This is a genomic window from Kribbella sp. NBC_01505 (assembly GCF_045040285.1).
Classification (GTDB): Bacteria; Actinomycetota; Actinomycetes; order Propionibacteriales; family Kribbellaceae; genus Kribbella.
Genome location: NZ_CP109425.1, coordinates 892,386 through 910,649, shown reverse-complemented (window position 1 = coordinate 910,649; position 18,264 = coordinate 892,386). Strand labels below are relative to the sequence as shown.

General features: G+C 68.1%; 19 protein-coding genes. 16 read left to right on the top strand and 3 right to left on the bottom strand.

The annotated features are described in order from the left end of the window. Position 1: 1 nt before the first annotated feature. The 5 genes from thrB (at position 2) to prmC (ending at position 5,624) form a co-directional block, all read left to right on the top strand. The gene (gene thrB / locus OG474_RS03955; RefSeq protein WP_405060802.1) at positions 2–904 is read left to right on the top strand and encodes a homoserine kinase; all 903 of its coding nucleotides are present in this window, start codon (positions 2–4) and stop codon (positions 902–904) included. Between the two features lie 327 nt (positions 905–1,231). Beyond that, positions 1,232–3,325: a transcription termination factor Rho gene (gene rho, locus OG474_RS03950; RefSeq protein ID WP_405060801.1), complete on the top strand. Its 2,094-nt coding sequence runs from the start codon at positions 1,232–1,234 to the stop codon at positions 3,323–3,325. Between the two features lie 111 nt (positions 3,326–3,436). Beyond that, positions 3,437–3,643, top strand: a complete 207-nt coding sequence (gene rpmE / locus OG474_RS03945; RefSeq protein WP_405060800.1) for a 50S ribosomal protein L31 — start codon at positions 3,437–3,439, stop codon at positions 3,641–3,643. A gap of 86 nt (positions 3,644–3,729) precedes the next feature. Then, positions 3,730–4,806 carry a peptide chain release factor 1 gene (prfA, locus tag OG474_RS03940; protein WP_405060799.1) on the top strand — a complete coding sequence of 359 codons (1,077 nt, stop codon included), beginning with the start codon at positions 3,730–3,732 and terminating at the stop codon, positions 4,804–4,806. Next, the gene (gene prmC, locus OG474_RS03935; protein ID WP_405060798.1) at positions 4,803–5,624 is read left to right on the top strand and encodes a peptide chain release factor N(5)-glutamine methyltransferase; all 822 of its coding nucleotides are present in this window, start codon (positions 4,803–4,805) and stop codon (positions 5,622–5,624) included. Before prfA ends, prmC begins: the two co-directional genes overlap by 4 nt. Here prmC and OG474_RS03930 read toward each other — a convergent pair. Both OG474_RS03930 and OG474_RS03925 read right to left on the bottom strand, forming a co-directional pair. Continuing rightward, entirely contained in the window at positions 5,621–5,758 is a 138-nt protein-coding gene (locus OG474_RS03930; protein WP_405060797.1) for a hypothetical protein, read from the bottom strand. The two genes, prmC and OG474_RS03930, sit on opposite strands and share 4 nt — an antisense overlap. A gap of 77 nt (positions 5,759–5,835) precedes the next feature. Further along, positions 5,836–6,594, bottom strand: a complete 759-nt coding sequence (locus OG474_RS03925; RefSeq protein WP_405064539.1) for an endonuclease/exonuclease/phosphatase family protein — start codon at positions 6,592–6,594, stop codon at positions 5,836–5,838. Positions 6,595–6,721: 127 nt separating this feature from the next. Here OG474_RS03925 and OG474_RS03920 point away from each other — a divergent pair, with 127 nt between their 5' ends. After that, complete coding sequence (locus tag OG474_RS03920; RefSeq protein ID WP_405060796.1) at positions 6,722–8,563, top strand: RICIN domain-containing protein; 1,842 nt, start codon at positions 6,722–6,724, stop codon at positions 8,561–8,563. Here the strand turns inward: OG474_RS03920 and OG474_RS03915 are convergent. Next, positions 8,560–9,579: an adenosine deaminase gene (locus OG474_RS03915; protein ID WP_405060795.1), complete on the bottom strand. Its 1,020-nt coding sequence runs from the start codon at positions 9,577–9,579 to the stop codon at positions 8,560–8,562. The two genes, OG474_RS03920 and OG474_RS03915, sit on opposite strands and share 4 nt — an antisense overlap. 119 nt (positions 9,580–9,698) lie before the next feature. Here OG474_RS03915 and OG474_RS03910 point away from each other — a divergent pair, with 119 nt between their 5' ends. The 10 genes from OG474_RS03910 (at position 9,699) to OG474_RS03865 (ending at position 18,263) form a co-directional block, all read left to right on the top strand. Further along, positions 9,699–10,583, top strand: coding sequence for an L-threonylcarbamoyladenylate synthase (locus tag OG474_RS03910; RefSeq protein WP_405060794.1), 885 nt, complete (start codon positions 9,699–9,701; stop codon positions 10,581–10,583). Then, the gene (locus tag OG474_RS03905) at positions 10,583–11,707 is read left to right on the top strand and encodes a glycosyltransferase family 4 protein (RefSeq protein WP_405060793.1); all 1,125 of its coding nucleotides are present in this window, start codon (positions 10,583–10,585) and stop codon (positions 11,705–11,707) included. The genes OG474_RS03910 and OG474_RS03905 overlap by 1 nt, the downstream gene beginning before the upstream one ends. Positions 11,708–12,199: 492 nt before the next feature. Beyond that, the gene (locus tag OG474_RS03900; RefSeq protein WP_405060792.1) at positions 12,200–12,679 is read left to right on the top strand and encodes a hypothetical protein; all 480 of its coding nucleotides are present in this window, start codon (positions 12,200–12,202) and stop codon (positions 12,677–12,679) included. Between the two features lie 90 nt (positions 12,680–12,769). Continuing rightward, the gene (locus OG474_RS03895; RefSeq protein WP_405060791.1) at positions 12,770–12,985 is read left to right on the top strand and encodes a hypothetical protein; all 216 of its coding nucleotides are present in this window, start codon (positions 12,770–12,772) and stop codon (positions 12,983–12,985) included. Between the two features lie 118 nt (positions 12,986–13,103). After that, the gene (atpB, locus tag OG474_RS03890; RefSeq protein ID WP_405060790.1) at positions 13,104–13,886 is read left to right on the top strand and encodes a F0F1 ATP synthase subunit A; all 783 of its coding nucleotides are present in this window, start codon (positions 13,104–13,106) and stop codon (positions 13,884–13,886) included. Between the two features lie 96 nt (positions 13,887–13,982). After that, on the top strand, positions 13,983–14,216 hold the full coding sequence (atpE, locus tag OG474_RS03885) for an ATP synthase F0 subunit C (RefSeq protein ID WP_405060789.1): 234 nt from the start codon (positions 13,983–13,985) through the stop codon (positions 14,214–14,216). A 31-nt stretch (positions 14,217–14,247) separates the two neighbouring features. Continuing rightward, on the top strand, positions 14,248–14,817 hold the full coding sequence (locus OG474_RS03880) for a F0F1 ATP synthase subunit B (protein ID WP_405060788.1): 570 nt from the start codon (positions 14,248–14,250) through the stop codon (positions 14,815–14,817). After that, a complete protein-coding gene (locus OG474_RS03875) occupies positions 14,817–15,614 on the top strand; it encodes a F0F1 ATP synthase subunit delta (protein ID WP_405060787.1) in 798 nt (265 codons plus the stop codon). The genes OG474_RS03880 and OG474_RS03875 overlap by 1 nt, the downstream gene beginning before the upstream one ends. 93 nt (positions 15,615–15,707) lie before the next feature. After that, a complete protein-coding gene (atpA, locus tag OG474_RS03870) occupies positions 15,708–17,345 on the top strand; it encodes a F0F1 ATP synthase subunit alpha (protein WP_405060786.1) in 1,638 nt (545 codons plus the stop codon). A 6-nt stretch (positions 17,346–17,351) separates the two neighbouring features. Beyond that, entirely contained in the window at positions 17,352–18,263 is a 912-nt protein-coding gene (locus tag OG474_RS03865) for a F0F1 ATP synthase subunit gamma (protein WP_405060785.1), read from the top strand. Position 18,264: the final 1 nt, after the last annotated feature.

Here is an 18,264-nt window from a genome sequence, read left to right as displayed (position 1 = left end):
CATGGGTGAGGGTGGCCGTCCGTGTGACCAGGTCCGGGTCCGCGTCCCCGCGACGAGCGCGAATCTCGGCCCCGGCTTCGACGCCTTCGGTCTCGCCCTGACCCTGTACGACGAGTTGGTCGTCACCCCGGGCGGTTCCGGGGTGACCGTCGAGGTCTCCGGGTACGGCGCGGACGACGTACCGAGGGACGAGTCGCACCTCGTGGTCCGGTCGATCCGGGCCGGTCTCGAGGCGCTCGGGGTGCCGGTTCCCGGGTTCACCCTGCGGTGCGAGAACCGGATTCCGCACGGCCGTGGCCTCGGGTCGTCCTCGGCTGCGATCGTCGGCGGGCTGGCCGCGGCGTTCGGCCTGGCCGGTGAGCCGGTGGATCGGGAGCGCCTGCTCCGCTTGGCGAACGAGCTCGAAGGCCACCCGGACAACGTGGCCGCCGCGGTGTACGGCGGCTTCACCGTTGCCTGGCTCGATGGAGAGGACGGACGGGCAGTTCGGCTGGACCCTTCGGACGGTCTTGGCGCGGTCGCCTACGTCCCGGCGAACAAAGTCCTGACGAAGGAAGCGCGCGGTCTGCTGCCGAACGCCGTACCGCATGGTGATGCGGCGGCGAATGCAGGCAAGGCCGCGCTGCTGGTGGTGGCGATGACGCAGCGGCCGGATCTGCTGCTGACGGCGACCGAGGATCGGCTGCACCAGGAGTTCCGCGAGCCGGCGATGCCGGAGAGCCTGGCGCTCGTGCACAAGCTGCGGGGGAGTGGGCTGGCCGGGATCATCAGCGGGGCGGGGCCCACGGTGCTCGTGGTGGGCGGCCCTGACCGGACCTGTCCGCCGCCTCCGGACGGGTGGGAACGGCTCGACCTGCGTATCGATCCAGTGGGCGTACAGGTCTGGTCGATGGAGGCCGGGTGAGGCGCGGAATAGCGGGAAGCTGACACGCGTTGAACTAACCGAGCCAGGCGTACGACCCCTCGGGGTGCTAGTCTCGGACTCACCCGATCCCCTCCAGGTGATCGGCGAACTCTCGTCACGATCCGGGCTGTGCTCCCGGCACCCTGTGTTGTGTGGCGACCCCCTGTGAACGTGATCTTGCGCCGCCTGCGCCGGGGATGTCCGGGGGGACTCAGATCGAGCGAGAGCCTCTTGAACCCCCCCACGTGCCAATTCGTTCGGTCGTGGGCGATGAAACGGTCGATGGTGCTGTCCGCACCTCGACGATCCGTGTGGGAAGGACCTCACGTGACAGAAACTGTTGAAGCCACCAGCTCCGACGCCGGTACGACGCGTCGCCGCAAGGCTGGTGGCGGCCTCGAGGGCATGCTGCTCCCCGAGCTCAAGCAGCTCGCCGGGACGCTCGGCATCAAGGGCACCGGCGCGCTGCGCAAGGGCCAGCTGATCGAGGCGATCAAGGCCGCTCAGACGGGCGGCTCCGCGGGTGGTTCCACCAGCGGATCCCGGGCGAAGGCGAGCCAGCCGACCCTGGATGAGGCGGTCGAGGCGCCTGTGGCGAAGACCCCGGTGAAGCGTGAGGGCGGCAGCCGCCGGTCCCGCGCCGCCGCCGCGGCCACCGCCGAAGAGACTCCGGCGGTCGAGGCGCCGAAGACGGCAGCTCGTCAGCCGGTCGTGAAGGAGGCGGCTCCGGCCGTCGAGAGCGCCCCGGCCGAGGCTCCCGCCGTGGCGGTCGCCGCGCAGAACGGCGCGGCCACCGAGCAGGCGGCCGACCGTGAGCAGAACCGCGAGGGCCGGGACCGCAACCGCGACGGCCGCAACCGCGAGAACAACCGCGACGCCAGCCGTGACACCCAGGCCCGGGAGAACCAGAACCGCGACGCCGGCCGCGAGAACGGCCGCGACCGGAACAACGACCGCGACCGCACCGCCCAGAACCGCGACGCGAACCGTGACGGCAACCGGGACGCGAACCGCGAGCAGAACCGCGACGCCGGCCGCGACAACCGGCAGCAGGACAACCGCCAGCAGGACCAGGGTGGCGAGGAGGGCGACGGCCGTCGCCGCCGTCGCCGGGGCCGCGACCGGGACCGCACCCGCGAGGGCCAGCCGGTCACGTCCGGGCGCGAGTCGGGCCGGGACTCCGGCCGTGACAGTGGCCGCGACTCGACCCGCAACCGCGGTCGTGGCGAGCGGTTCGACCCGGAGCCGACGATCAGCGAGGACGACGTGCTCGTCCCGGCGGCCGGCATCCTCGACGTACTGGACAACTACGCCTTCGTCCGGACCAGCGGCTACCTGCCCGGCCCGAACGACGTGTACGTCGCCCTGTCGATGGTCAAGCGCTACGGCCTGCGCAAGGGTGACGCGATCACCGGTGCGGTGAAGCAGCCGCAGGAGGGTGAGCGCAAGGAGAAGTTCAACCCGCTGGTCCGGATCGACACCGTGAACGGGTCGGACCCGGAGATCGCCAAGCAGCGTCAGGACTTCAACAAGCTGACCCCGCTGTACGCGACCGAGCGGCTCCGCCTGGAGACCGAGCCGGGCATCCTGACCACCCGGATCGTCGACATCGTCAGCCCGATCGGCAAGGGCCAGCGCGGCCTGATCGTCTCGCCGCCGAAGGCCGGCAAGACGATGGTGCTGCAGGCGCTCGCGAACGCGATCACCACGAACAACCCCGAAGTGCACCTGATGGTGGTGCTGGTGGACGAGCGGCCCGAAGAGGTCACCGACATGCAGCGCACGGTCAAGGGTGAGGTCATCGCCTCCACCTTCGACCGCCCGGCCGACGACCACACCACGGTCGCCGAGCTGGCCATCGAGCGCGCCAAGCGGCTGGTCGAGCTCGGCCACGACGTCGTCGTACTGCTCGACTCGATCACCCGGCTCGGCCGCGCGTACAACATCGCGGCCCCGGCCAGCGGCCGGATCCTGTCCGGCGGCGTCGACTCCTCGGCGCTCTACCCGCCGAAGCGGTTCTTCGGTGCGGCCCGCAACATCGAGGACGGCGGCTCGCTGACCATCCTCGCGACCGCGCTGATCGAGACCGGCTCGAAGATGGACGAGGTGATCTTCGAGGAGTTCAAGGGCACCGGCAACATGGAGCTCCGGCTGCGCCGCGAGTTCGCCGACCGCCGGATCTTCCCGGCCATCGACGTCGTCGCCTCCGGCACCCGCCGCGAGGAGCTGCTGATGAGCAAGGAAGAGACCCAGGTCGTCTGGAAGCTGCGCCGGGTGCTGTCCGCCCTCGACGGCCAGGCCGCCCTGGAGCTGCTGATCGGCAAGCTCAAGGAGAGCAAGTCGAACATCGAGTTCCTGATGCAGGTCAACAAGACCACCCCGTCGGCCGGGAGCACGCACAGCACCACGAACGGCGACTGAGTACCCCCTGATTACCAGTTTGCCACTGCAAAGTGGCAAACTGGGACGTCGGTTCCGGTTCACGTTCACATCCGTGGACGACCCGGGACATCTGATTCCTAGGAGATTGTCTTGAAGAGCGACATCCACCCGACGTACGTGGACACCAAGGTGACCTGTTCCTGCGGCGCATCGTTCACGACGCGCTCCACCGCCGAGAGTGGCTCCATCCACTCCGACGTGTGCTCGCAGTGCCACCCGTTCTACACCGGCAAGCAGAAGATCCTCGACACCGGCGGCCGGGTCGCGCGCTTCGAGAAGCGCTACGCCAAGAAGTAGCTTTCCTACCGCGCGCCGGTTCGCCCTCATGGGTGGACCGGCGCGCGGTTTGTATGTCCAGGGTTCCCGAGAGGAGGAGTGCGCACATGTTCGAGGCGGTTCAGACGCTCAAGGCGGAGTACGCCGAGCTGGAACGGCAGATGTCCGATCCGGAGCTGCACTCCGACCAGGCGAACGCGCGTCGGGTCGGCAAGCGGTACGCCGGCCTGGCGCCCGTCGTACGGACGTATGACGAGTGGCTGCAGACGGCAGACGACATCGAGGCCGCCAAGGAGCTCGCGGCGGAGGACCCCGCGTTCGCCGAGGAGGCCGTCAAGCTGGCGCACCGGCGCGACGAGCTGGCCGAGAAGCTGCAGATGCTGCTGGTCCCGCGCGACCCGAGCGACGACAAGGACGCGATCCTCGAGATCAAGGCCGGTGAGGGCGGCGACGAGTCGGCGCTGTTCGCCGGGGACCTGCTGAAGATGTACCTGAAGTACGCCGAGTCGCAGAACTGGAAGACCGAGATCATCGACGCGGCCGACTCCGACCTCGGCGGGTACAAGTCGATCACGGTCGCGGTGAAGGCCAAGGGCACGCCCGAGCCGGGCGAGGCGCCGTACGCGAAGCTGAAGTTCGAGGGTGGCGTGCACCGCGTGCAGCGGGTGCCGGTGACCGAGTCGCAGGGCCGGATCCATACCTCCGCGGCCGGTGTCCTGGTGCTGCCCGAGGCCGAGGACGTCGATGTCGAGATCGATGTGAACGACCTGCGGATCGACGTGTTCCGTTCGTCCGGTCCCGGTGGTCAGAGCGTGAACACGACCGACTCCGCCGTCCGGATCACCCACCTGCCGACCGGCATCGTGGTCTCGATGCAGAACGAGAAGTCCCAGCTGCAGAACCGCGAGCAGGCCATGCGCGTGCTCCGGTCCCGGCTGCTGGCCGCGGCGCAGGAGGCTGCCGACCAGGAGGCGTCCGACGCCCGCCGGTCGCAGATCCGGACCGTCGACCGGTCCGAGCGCGTCCGCACCTACAACTTCCCGGAGAACCGCTTCTCCGACCACCGGGTCGGCTACAAGGCGCACAACCTGGACCAGGTGCTCGGCGGCGAGCTCGCGCCGGTCATCCAGGCGCTGACCGAGGCTGACCTGACCGCGCGTCTCGAGGCTGTCGACTCCAAGTGAAGGCTCTGATCGCCGCGGCCGCGGATCAGCTGCGTGAGGCTGGGGTCGCGTCGCCCGAGTTCGACGCGGCCGAGCTGCTCGCCTTCGTGACCGGTTCGAGCCGGCTGAATCTGCGCGCGCCTTCCGACGCCGAGCGCCGTACCTATGACGAGTTGGTCGCCCGCCGGGCGGCCCGCGAGCCGTTGCAGCACCTGACCGGTACGGCGGCCTTCCGGTACCGCGAGTTGTTCGTGGGACCGGGCGTGTTCGTGCCGCGGCCCGAGACCGAGGTGATGGTCGGCTGGATCCTCGATCGGATCGCCGACGTGAAGTCCCCGCTCGTGGTCGACCTCTGCTCGGGTTCCGGCGCGATCGCGGGTGCGGTGGCGACGGAGCGGCCGGACGCGATTGTCCACGCGGTCGAGTTGTCGGCCGAGGCGTGTGTCTGGGCCCGGCGCAACCTGGCGGGCACCGGTGCGACCCTGCATGAGGGCGATATCGACGGCTGCCTGCCTGAGCTTGATGGCACGGTCGACGCCGTGATCAGCAACCCGCCGTACATCCCGCTGACGGCTTGGGAGTCGGTCACTGCCGAGGTTCGCGATCACGACCCCGCGCTGGCGCTCTGGTCCGGCGACGACGGGCTCGACGAGATCAAGGTCGTCGCGGTGACTGCCGCTCGATTGCTGAAGCCTGGTGGCTGGTTCGCGTGCGAGCACGCGGATGTTCAGGGTGAGTCTGCTCCGGGCGTCTTCGCCGCCATGGGTGACTTCACCGAGGTGCGTGACCAGAAGGACCTGGCCGGCCGCAACAGGTTCGCGACCGGCCGGAGAGTCTAGAGAACCGCGTTCGATCCGAACGCGGCCGCTGCGAGGACCAACAGGATTCCCGCGAGCACCAGCTCGGCCCGGGATCCCTTCACCATCCAGAACGCTCGGACACGGTCGACGGCGTCGTACAAACCACTGGTCATCGAATACTGCCTTCTGGAAACGAGGCGGCGGGCGTCTGTCTTACACCCGCGAAGACATGTAACCCTCTCGCCCCCGGCTAAACCTGCTCGATCCGGCAGGTGACCGGAAAGTGATCTGCGCCCGGCAGCTCCACGACGCGCACCTCGTCGACCCTGAGGCCGGACGAGGTGAAGACGCGATCGATCGAGCGGCCGTCGGGCGTGGTCGCCGGTGGCGGATCCGGGAACACGTCCAGCAGCCCGAGCGGGCCGAACAGGTCACGCGGGTTGGGCATGTTGAGGTCGCCGCCGAGCACCAGTTCCTGGACGCCGCGCTGGTGCAGCTCCCGCTGGAGGAATGCCGTCGTCGCCTGGCCGAACTCACGCCCGGCACCCGCTGTGTAGGTGTAGGGCTTGCCGTCCGCGTCGCGCGCCATGTGCACGGGACACACCTGGCCGCCGACGAGATCGAAACCACCGGTGCGGACCGCCAGAAAGCCTTTCGGGTGCGGATCGAGGACCGCGCCCGTCCTCCAGTGCAGGAACGGGAACGGCGGCTGCGGGAGGTCGATTCGGCCGAGATCGACGATCGGGTACGCCGAAGCGATGCCGACGCCCAATCGCCGTACACCGGGGATGTGGGAGGCGGAGAAGGCGTGCTGCAGGCGGTGGGGGAGTGCCGGGGCGAGGCGGTCGAGCTGGTCGCCGTCGGGGTCGAGCTCGGTCACCACGAGGATGTCCGGGCGGGAGCGGGCCAGTGCGTCGGCGAAAGCCGCTGTCCGGTCAGCGTCGACGTACTGGCCGGTGGCGTCCACGAAGCGTCCTCCGGCGACGTTGGCGAAGGCGAACGTTGTCATCACGGTCGAAAGTCTCGCTCTTGGACGGGTCTTGGCGCAGGATGGCGCGGGATCGTGGTTGGTTCGTCGCCCACTGTCGACAGCCTGCAGACAGTCGGACCGGCCACGGGTGAGGAGTGATCGACCGATGTCTGTCCTGCAGTCGAAGTGGCGAGTCAGGCTGGGGGTTGTGGCCGCGACGGTCGCGTTGGCGATCAGTACGCCGCTCCTGACCCCGGCGCAAGCTGCGCCACCGAGCCCCAAGCCGAAGACCGAGAGCGAGCTGTGCGCGGGCATGCAGCGGCTGGTGCTGCCCGGCACGGACCAGTGCACGCGTGGTCCTGAGGTGCTGCCGAACGCTGACCTGAGCGAGAAGGCGAAGCCGCTGCCGAAGGCGGTCGCAGACGCCACCATGGCTGCCAATGCGATCGTCTGCGACGGCAACGGCACCGCAGGCAAGCGAGTGCAGGTCCTGTACGCGCGGGAGTCGCAGCAGGCGAGCCGGTTGCAGCTGTTCCTGCCGTCGTTCCGTGCGTGGTCGCACGAGATCGACGCCGCCTACAACGACAGTGCGTTCCAGACCGGCGCCAGCCGGCACATCCGGTACGTCACGGACGCGGTGTCCGGTGGCTGCCAGGTCAACGTCAAGGAAGCCGTCGTACCGACCGGTGGGCTGGCGACCTGGGACTCGATGGTCACCGCCCTGCAGAACCTCGGCTACAAGGACAACACCCGCAAGTACCTGGTCTATGCGGACGCTCAGAAGGTCTGTGGCGTCGGCACCCTGTACGGCGACGACCGTCCGGGCCTGGACAACGCGAACAACAACAACACCGGCTACGCCCGCGTGGACGCGTCAGCCAACTGCTGGGGCTTCAATGCCGCTGCTCACGAGCTCGGGCACAACCTGGGCGCCGTACAGTCGTCTGCTCCGCACTACAACGGTCACTGCAACGACGAGTACGACCTGATGTGCTACGGCTCGGACACCCGCGTGGTGTGCGCCGACAAGGACAACGACCGGCTGCTGGACTGCAACAAGGACGACTACTTCAACACCAACCCGCCGGCCGGCAGCTACCTCGCCACGCACTGGAACCTCGCCAACAGCGACTGGCTGATCAAGAGCGCCACTCCGGACCCGCGGCCCGGCCCACGGCACGGACAGGCCTACGAGTTCGTCAGTCCGTCCAGCGGTGAGGCGATCGACATCGTGAACGGCTCGGTCGACAACCTGGCGTACCTGAGCCACCGTCCGCGGAGCGGTGCGACCAGCCAGCAGTGGCGGTTCCTGTACGAGACCGGCTGGCAGCTGCAGAACGTCAACAGTGGCAAGTGCGCGGACAGTGCCTTCAGCGGTACGACGCCGGGTACGAAGGTGCTGCAGTACAACTGCGCCGGCCAGGACGGCATGCGCTGGACACTGCACCCACTCGGTGGTGACGTCTACGGCATCATCAACACCTTGACCGGTCTAGCCATGACAGATGCGGGTGCACACCCAGCAGCGCTCGAGCAGCAGCCGTTCACTGGTGCTGCCACCCAGCAGTTCCAGCTCCGGCCGGTGAACCTGGCCAACGGCACCTACCACGTCCGCAGCGAGCTCGGTAAAGACCTGGACGTCATCAACTGCCAGGGCACCGACATCCGGATGTGGGACCGCGTGGCGGGCAGCCCCTGCCAGCGCTGGCAGGTCACAGCGGTGAACGGCAACATCTACAAGATCGTCGACAGCAACACCGGCAACGCGGTCGAGGTCAGCGGCTGTGTGACCACGGATGCCAAGCCAGTGCAGCTCGCGCCCAGCTCCGCCAACACCTGTCAGCAGTGGCGGATCAGTGCGCTCTCCAACGGTGCCTGGCAGGTCCTGGGTGTCGGCAGCGGCAAGTCACTCGACGTTGCGGGCTGCAGCCCAGCAGCAGGAGCCGACGTGATCATCTGGCCGTTCCACGGCGGCGCCTGCCAACGCTGGTACTTCGACCCGGCCTAGGCCTGCGCAGCGACGTACGCGTCGATCTCGGCCGTCAGGGTGTCCTTCACCGAGTCGTCGGCGAAGGACACCTGGACGGCGGTCTTGGCGAGCTCGCCGATACCCGCGTTGTCGAGGCCGAGCAGGTCGGCGGCGACGGCGTACTCGTTGGTGAGAGTGGTGCCGAACATCGGCGGGTCGTCGGAGTTGATCGTGACGACCAGTCCGGCCTCGACCATCGCCTTCAGCGGGTGCACGTCGTACGAGGCGACTGCTTGGGTGGCGAGGTTGGAGGTGGGGCTCACCTCGAGCGGGATGCGGTGCTCACCCAGGTAGTCGACGAGGGCCGGGTCCTGCATGGACGACGTACCGTGGCCGATCCGCTCGGCGCGCAGCACCCGCAGGGCGTCCCAGACCGTCTCTGGGCCGGTCGTCTCGCCGGCGTGCGGCAGGCTGTGCAGGCCGGCGGCGATGGCGGCGTCGAAGTACGGCTTGAACTGCGGCCGCGGTACGCCGATCTCCGGGCCACCGAGGCCGAAGCCGATCAGCCCGTCCGGGCGGATCTTGGTCGCGATCCGCAGGGTCTCTTCGGCCGCGGGCAGCCCCGACTCGCCGGGGATGTCGAAGATCCAGCGCAGGGTGACGCCGAGCTCCTTCTCCGCCGCGGTCCGGGCGTCCTCGATCGCCTCGCAGAACGCCTCGGCGGCCATGCCACGCTTGACCGAGGAGTACGGCGTGACGGTGAGCTCGGAGTACCGGATGTTCTGCCCGGCCATCTCGCGGGCGATCTCGTAGGTCAGCAGCCGGACGTCCTCCGGCGTCTTGATCAGGTCGACGACGGTCAGGTAGATCTCGATGAAGTGCGCGAAGTCGGTGAAGCGGAAGTAGTCGGTCAGCGCGGCCGCATCGGCCGGCACCGGCGATCCGGGATGCCGGGCGGCGAGCTCGGCGACGATCCGCGGTGAGGCGGAACCGACGTGGTGGACATGCAGTTCGGCCTTCGGCAGCCCTTCGAGGAACTCACGCGTCACAGTCATGGCCGGGATCCTAGGGAGTTTGGGTCGCGCCTGCTGGAAAATTAACATCTGACTGTCAGGTTTGCCTGCGATGTGGGGCGGTTTAGGCGGACAGGTGCGTGAGTGGCACGATTCGGTGCGTGAGTGAGCGCTTCGATTTCACAGGTGACGAACTGGCTCCGGCGTACCGCGCGGCCGTGGACGCCATCGAGGCCGGCGACCTGGTCGTCCTGCCGACCGACACCGTCTACGGCCTGGCCGCGGACGCCTTCAAATCCGACGCCGTGCAGCGGCTGCTGGACGCCAAGGGCCGCGGTCGCGACATGCCGCCGCCGGTGCTGATCTCGGTGGTCGAGTCGCTGGACGCGCTCGCCACCGACATCCCGGACGCCGGCCGCAAACTGTGCGAGAAGTTCTGGCCCGGGCCGCTGACGGTGATCTGCCACGCCCAGGGTTCGCTGATGTGGGACCTGGGCGAGACCCAGGGCACCGTCGCACTCCGCGTGCCGGACCACGAGAACACCCGCGAACTGCTCTCCCGCACCGGCCCGCTCGCAGTCAGCTCCGCCAACAAGAGCGGCCAGCCCGCTGCGATGGACGTGTACGACGCCGAGGAGCAGCTCGGCGACTCCGTCGCGGTCTACCTCGACGGCGGCGAGGTGACCGGCGGCGAGCCGTCCACCATCGTCGACATCACCACCGAGACCCCCCGCGTGATCCGCCTCGGCGCCCTCTCCCTGGCCCAACTCCGCGAAGTAGTCCCCGAAGTAACCGCCGAAGACGCCCCCGCTGAAGCGCCCACCGACGAGAAGCCCGCCGAGGGCGTGGCCGACGAGAAGCCCGCCGAGGTTGTTGCCGAGGACAAGCCGGTCGACGCCCCCGTGGACGAGAAGCCGGCCGACGACGAGCAGGTGGAGGATGTTCCCGCCGTACCGGCTGTTGACGAGAAGCCAACCGAACCTGTTGTTGGGGCGTCCAAGCAGGTTGAGAAGCCTTCCGATCCTGATGTGAGGCCTGCGGACTAGTGCGCGAGTACCTGCTGGTCCTGTTCGTGGCGATGGCCACGACCTTCCTGCTGACCGGCGTGGCCCGGCAGATCGCTCTTCGGTACGGCGCCGTGGCCAAGGTCCGGGCGCGTGATGTGCACAAGGTCCCGATCCCGTACTTCGGCGGCGTCTCCATCCTCGGCGGCCTGATCGCCGCCTTCGCCGTCGCCTCCAGCCTGCCGTTCCTCGGCGACAGCCTGCAGGTGGCGCACGACGGCCGCGCGATCCTGATCGGCGGCGCGGTCATCTGCGCCGTCGGCGTGATCGACGACCTGTACGAGCTCGACGCCATCACCAAACTCGCCGGTGAGGTCCTCGCCGTCGGCGTGATGGTTGTCCAAGGCATCCAGTTGTACTGGCTGCCGCTCCCCGGCGGCGTGGTCTCACCGTCCGCCGCCCTCCTCGCCGTACTGACCGCAGGCATCCTGCTCGTCTCCTGCAACGCGGTGAACTTCGTCGACGGCCTCGACGGCCTAGCGGCAGGCGTCACCGCGATCGGCGCGCTCGCGTTCTTCACCTACTCGTACCTGCTGAACGTCGAGCAGGACCTCGACCGCGCCACCACCTCGACCCTCATCACGGTCGCCCTGGCCGGCGCCTGCCTGGGCTTCCTGCCGCACAACTTCTTCCCAGCCAGGGTTTTCATGGGCGACTCCGGTGCCCTCCTGATCGGCCTGATGCTGGCCGCGTCGACCATCAGCCTCACCGGCCAGATGGACCCGTACGCCGTTCCCTACGAGGTAGGCGGTTCCAGCCTGCTCCCGGCGTTGCTGCCACTGGTCCTCCCGATCGCGGTCCTGGCGATCCCCGCCCTGGACCTGACGATGGCCTACATCCGCCGTACCAAAGCCGGCCGCTCACCCTTCGCCGCCGACAAGCTGCACCTGCACCACCGCCTCATGCAGCGCGGCCACTCGCACCGCCGAGCCGTGCTCCTGATGTACCTGTGGACCATCCTGATCGCCTTCGGCGTCGTGGTCCTCGGCCTCGTCCTCACCTGGTGGACAGCCCTCATCGTCCTCACCATCGCCGTCATCGCGGTCGTGCTCACCACCGGCCTCCCGCGCCGCCGAGCCGCCGCGAAACCCCTCAGCAAAGTCTGATCCAGCCCCGTTGCACGTAGTGGCAACCTCCGCACTTTGTATGGGTTGTACCTGTTGGCCGCCGTGCTGCGCTGCGAGGGTCGTGCCGTACCCGCGCTCGGAAGTATCACCCTCCCCGAGGCGGGTCGACGGCGTCCGGGAGAGGTCCCCTGTCCGACTCCCGGACGCCGTCCACGCACTTTGGGCACGAACGGCGTCTTTGTGCATCCACCAACCGTTTTCGAGGCCTTCCGGTGGGTGGTGGGTGCACAAAGACGCGCTGCGTTCACAAAGAGAAGGCGGCCCACCTCTGGGTGGATCGGGGACCAGACCACTGGGGTGGGTGGGCTAGCGATAGGGTGTCGTTGTACAGCGGCAGGGGACTCGTTTTGCTGACGGTGCAGACTTTGTGCTAGTTTTCACAAGCACCAGCAAAGAACTTTGACACCCCTGACCCCGCCCACCCGACGATCTGGCCGCGAGACCACATCGCCCGCAGGACGGAACCACCAGATGGCTTCCTCGGCTAACAGCCCAGCGGCTCACAACGAGAAAGGCGCCGGCCAAGTTACCAGGCACCCGGCGCTGGCGATGCTGCGCGGCGCATTGGTCGCGGCCCTCGTGGTCGGCGTCAACGCCGCCGCGGTGTCAGCTGTCGCGGCCGGGCTGAAGGGCCTGTGGGGCGCGCTGCTGGGGATGCTGATGGTGATCGTCTTCTCCGGCCTGGGGCTGTTCGCATTGCACCTTTCGCGGCACACCTCGCCGACGATGCAGCTCGCGATGGCGATGGCGTCGTACACGGGACGGATCGCGGTCTTCGGTGGTCTGCTGATCCTCGCGATCAACTCGGACAGCCTTGCCAGACACGTGAATCTGACCGTGCTCGGGATTGTCGCCATGGTCGTCGTACTGGGCTGGATGGTCGGCGAGATGTGGGCCTGGTCGCGGCTGCGGGTGCCGATCTACGACCTCGACAACGAGGTGAACCCGTGACCACCCTCCGTAACGCTTTTCATGGTGTGACTGAGGTCGCGGGTGCCGATGTGACCCGGCGTGTCGCGGGCTGGTACCTTTCGGGTGCCAATGAGCGAGCACAAGGATCCGAAGCCATCACCCCCGAATTCGGGCGACGGCTGGCGGGTCCTGTCCTACTTGATCGGCGGTGTCCTGATCTACGGGGGCATCGGGTTCGGGCTGGATCGCTTGTTCGGCACCCAGTTTCTAGTACTGGTGGGCATCGTGCTCGGTGCCGGGCTCACCATCCTGCTGTTGCACTACCGGTACGGGTCGCGGTCCTGATCCCTTCGGGGAACAGTCCGATCCGCACCGGGTCTGACGTTGTTGACCGCCATGCCCTGAGCCGCCCTGCCCTTAGCCACAAGGCGTCCGACTTGAGCACGACGCGAGAGGAGACCCGGTGATTGCCGGCGTTCCGACCGAGTTCACCCCGCCCGGTCCACAGAATTTCGACACCCCGCCGATCATTCACGGCGTCGACTGGTTCACCAAGCCGGTCCTGGTGGCCGCGCTGACCGTCGTCGTCATCGTCTGGTTCTTCTGGGGGGCGTCCCGGAAGGCCGCCGTGGTCCCGGGCAAGCTGCAGTTCGCCGGCGAGCTGGGCTACAACTTCGTCCGCAACTCGATCGCGCGCGACGCGATCGGCAGCCAGGACTACATGAAGTACGTGCCGTACCTGTGCGGCCTGTTCTACTTCATCCTGCTGAACAACGTGGCCGCGACGATCCCGTTGATCCAGTTCCCGACCTTCAGCCACATCGGCTGGGCGTACGTGGCCGCGATCATGAGCTGGGTCATCTTCAACGCGGTCGGCATCAAGAAGAAGGGCCTCTGGGGCTACTTCAAGCACCAGACGATGCCCGCCGGCGTGCCGGCCTGGCTGATGCCGCTGATGATCCCGATCGAGTTCATCTCGAACATCCTGGTCCGGCCGATCTCGCTGAGCCTGCGACTCTTCGCGAACATGTTCGCGGGTCACATCCTGCTGCTGGTCTTCGTTCTCGGCGGCGAGTACATGGTGTTCGAGTCCGGCAGCATCGCGCTGGGCGGCGTCGGCATCATCACCTTCCTGATGGGCCTCGCGATCGCCGGGCTGGAGCTGTTCGTCCAGTGCATCCAGGCCTACATCTTCGTGGTCCTGACCGCGCAGTACATCGGCAGCGCCATCGCCGACGAGCACTGATCCCCCAGTTCGCAAGGCCGCAGTACCGCAGTACCCCAGACCCGTAGTTGACGGAAACCCGGATAGCCCCTATCCGTACCGAAAGGAAACACCGAAATGAGCATGGCTCTCGAAATCACCGGTGACATCGCCGTTCTGGGCTACGGCCTGGCAGCGATCGGCCCGGGTGTTGGCGTCGGCCTGATCTTCGCCGCCGTCATCAACGGCACCGCGCGTCAGCCGGAGGCTCAGAACAAGCTCCAGTCGATCGCGTGGATCGGCTTCGGCGTGACCGAGGTGCTCGCGATCATCGGTATCGCGCTCGCCTTCGTGTTCAAGTTCCAGGGCTGACCTTCTCCACTCTGACTGACAGGACACAGATATGACGACGATGGTGCTACCGCTGGCCGAGGCGGGCGAGAGTGTCAACCCGCTGCTGCCGCACAACGCCGAGATCATCTTCGGCTTCGTCTTCCTGGTCCTGCTGGCCATCGCCTTCGCCAAGGTCGTCGTACCGAAGTTCGAGAAGGCGTACGCCGATCGGACCGCGGCGATCGAAGGCGGGATGAACGAGGCCAAGCAGGCCCAGGCCGAGGCGAAGGCGGCTTTGGAGAAGTACAACGCGCAGCTGGCCGAGGCCCGCTCGGAGGCTGCGAAGATCCGCGAGGACGCGCGTGAGCAGGGTGCGCAGATCATGGCGGAGATGCGTGAGCAGGCGCAGGTCGAGGCCGAGCGGATCGTGACGCACGCCCGGACCCAGATCGACGCCGAGCGGACGCAGGCTGTTGCTTCGCTGCGCAGCGAGGTCGGGACGATGGCGACCACGCTGGCCGGTCGCATCGTCGGGGAGTCGCTGGAGGACGAGGCCCGGCAGCGCCGGACCGTCGAGCGCTTCCTGTCCGAGCTCGAGGCATCGGAGTCGGCGCGCGCGGCCGTCGGAACGGACGGCTGATGCGCGGGGCATCGAACCAGTCGCTCGCCAAGGCCCAGGAGGCCCTGGCGAGTGGTGCGGTGACCGAGGGGCTGGGCGCCGAGTTGTTCTCGGTGGCCCGGCTGCTGGACAGCACCGGTGCACTGCGCCGCGCGCTGACCGACCCGGCCCGTTCGCAGGACCAGCGGGTGTCGCTCGTCCAGCAGCTGTTCGGCGGCAAGATCTCCGCCCAGGCGCAGGAGATCCTGACCATCGCCGTGGCCGGTCGCTGGGTCAGCGGCCGCGACCTCGGCAACGCACTGGACGAGCTGAGCGTCGAGGCCGAGGTGGCCTTCGCCGACAGCAACCGCAAGCTGGACGACGTCGAGGACGAGCTGTTCCGGCTGGAGCGGATCGTCGTGGCCGAGCGGGGACTGAGCGACAAGCTCAGCGACCGCAACATCCCGGTCACCGCCCGGCAGGAGCTGCTGGCCGGACTGCTGCGTGGCAAGGCCGACCCGGTCACGGTGCGGCTCGCCGAGCGGGCCGTCGACGGCCGTGGACGCAGCTTCGCGGCGTCCCTGCGCTCCTACCAGGTGTCGGCCGCTGCCCGGCGCTCCGCCAGCATCGCCACGGTCCGGGTCGCCACCGACCTGTCCGAGGCGGAGCGGACGCGGCTCTCCGCGGTGCTCGGACGCCAGTACGGCCGGGACATCCAGCTGAACGTGATCGTCGACCCGAAGGTCGTCGGCGGCGTGCGGGTGGACATCGGTGACGAAGTGATCGACGCAACCATCGCGGCCAGGCTCGACGAGGCGCAACGGCGCATCGCGGGCTGATCGCCCCCTTAACGACAGAACAGCGGCGCTAAGGGCGGCAAACCTTTAGAGCCACAACAGGCCAGCAAGGGTCAAGGAAGCAGGAAACACGAAATGGCTGAGCTCACGATCAGGCCGGAGGAGATCCGGGACGCCCTGGATCGGTTCGTCACCGACTACCAGCCGGCCGAAGCGGCCCGCGAAGAGGTCGGCACTGTCATCGACGCCGGCGACGGCATCGCGCACGTCGAGGGCCTGCCCTCGGCGATGACCAACGAGCTGCTCGAGTTCGAGGACGGCACCAAGGGCATCGCCCTGAACCTCGATGTCCGTGACATCGGTGTCGCGGTCCTCGGTGAGTTCGGCGGCATCGAAGAGGGCCAGCAGGTACGTCGTACCGGCCAGGTCCTGTCCGTCCCGGTCGGTGACGGCTACCTCGGCCGCGTCGTGGACCCGCTGGGTGCCCCGATCGACGGCCTCGGCGAGATCGACGGCATCGACGGCACCCGCGCCCTGGAGCTCCAGGCCGCCGGCGTGATGGACCGCCAGGAAGTCCGCGAGCCGATGCAGACCGGCATCAAGGCGATCGACGGCATGATCCCGATCGGCCGCGGCCAGCGGCAGCTGATCATCGGCGACCGCAAGACCGGTAAGACGGCGATCGCGATCGACACGATCATCAACCAGAAGGCCAACTGGGCGTCCGGCGACCCGAAGAAGCAGGTTCGCTGCATCTACGTCGCCATCGGCCAGAAGGGCTCGACGATCGCCGCCGTCCGCGGCGCGCTCGAAGAGGCCGGCGCGATGGAGTACACCACCATCGTCGCCTCCCCGGCGTCCGACCCGGCCGGCTACAAGTACGTCGCCCCCTACACCGGCTCGGCCATCGGCCAGCACTGGATGTACCAGGGCAAGCACGTCCTGATCGTGTTCGACGACCTGAGCAAGCAGGCCGAGGCCTACCGCTCGATGTCGCTGCTGCTGCGCCGCCCGCCGGGCCGTGAGGCCTACCCGGGTGACGTCTTCTACCTGCACAGCCGTCTGCTCGAGCGCTGCGCGAAGCTGAGCGACGAGCTCGGCGCCGGTTCGATGACGGGTCTGCCGGTCATCGAGACCAAGGCGAACGACGTCTCGGCGTTCATCCCGACCAACGTCATCTCGATCACCGACGGCCAGATCTTCCTGCAGTCGGACCTGTTCAACGCCAACATCCGCCCGGCCATCGACGTCGGTATCTCGGTGTCGCGAGTCGGTGGCGCCGCGCAGGTCAAGGCGATGAAGAACGTCTCCGGCACGCTGAAGCTCGACCTCGCGCAGTTCCGCGCGATGGAGGCGTTCGCGATGTTCGCCTCCGACCTCGACGCCACCTCGCGCCGCCAGCTGGACCGTGGTCAGCGTCTGGTCGAGCTGCTCCGTCAGCCGCAGTACTCGCCGTACCCGGTCGAGGACCAGGTCGTCTCGATCTGGTCCGGTACCACCGGCAAGTTCGACGACGTACCGGTGGCCGACGTGCTGCGCTTCGAGCGCGAGTTCCTCGAGTACCTGCGCCGTGACGGCAAGGTGCTCGACGGCATCCGTGAGTCGAACCTCTTCCCCGAGGACGCCCAGCAGGCCGTGACGGACGCGCTGGCCGCGTTCAAGCCGACCTTCCAGACCTCCGACGGGCAGCTGCTCGTGGGTCGCGAGGAGACCCAGGCGATGGCCGAAGAGGATGTCGAGCAGGAGCAGATCGTCCGGCAGAAGCGGGGCTGATCGTCCATGCCGGCAACCCAACGCGAGCTGAAGGATCGTCGTGACTCGGTCACGACGATCAAGAAGCTCACCCGTGCGATGGAGCTCATCGCGGCGTCCCGGATCGTCAAGGCGCAGCAACGCGCCCAGGCGGCCGGTCCGTACGCGCGTGAGCTCACCCGTGCCGTGTCGGCGGTGGCGACGTTCTCGAACGTCGACCACCCGCTGACCACGGAGAAGCCGAACCCGAAGCGTGCCGCGGTGCTGTTGATCACCTCGGACCGCGGCCAGGCCGGCGCCTACTCGTCCTCGGTCATCCGTGAGGGGGAGCGGCTGAACCAGCTGCTCCGCGAGGACGAGAAAGAGATCGTGCCGTACCTCAGCGGCCGCAAGGGGATCGCGTACTACGCCTTCCGGCAGCGCGAGGTCGCGCAGTCGTGGAGCGGCGATTCCGACGCGCCGTCGTTCGCCCGGGCCCGGGAGATCGCCGACGCCCTGATCGAGTCCTTCCTCAAGCCGACCGAGGAAGGCGGCGTGGACGAGATCCACATCGTCTTCACCCGGTTCGTCTCGATGCTGACGCAGAAGCCGGACGTCATCCGGCTGCTGCCGCTGGAGGTCGTCGAGGGCGAAGAGGCACCGGCCGCCGAGGACGTCCTGCCGCTGTACGAGTTCGAGCCGTCCGCCGAGGACGTGCTCGACGGGCTGCTGCCCAAGTACGTCGCCAGCCGGATCCACTACTGCATGCTGCAGGCGGCGGCCTCCGAGCTGGCCAGCCGGCAGCGCGCGATGAAGTCGGCGACCGACAACGCGCAGGATCTGATCGAACGACTGACCCGCGAGTACAACCAGGTGCGGCAGTCGGCCATTACCCAGGAAATCAGCGAGATCGTCGGTGGCGCCAACGCGCTGGCTGACGCCAACGCCGGGAGCGAGTGAG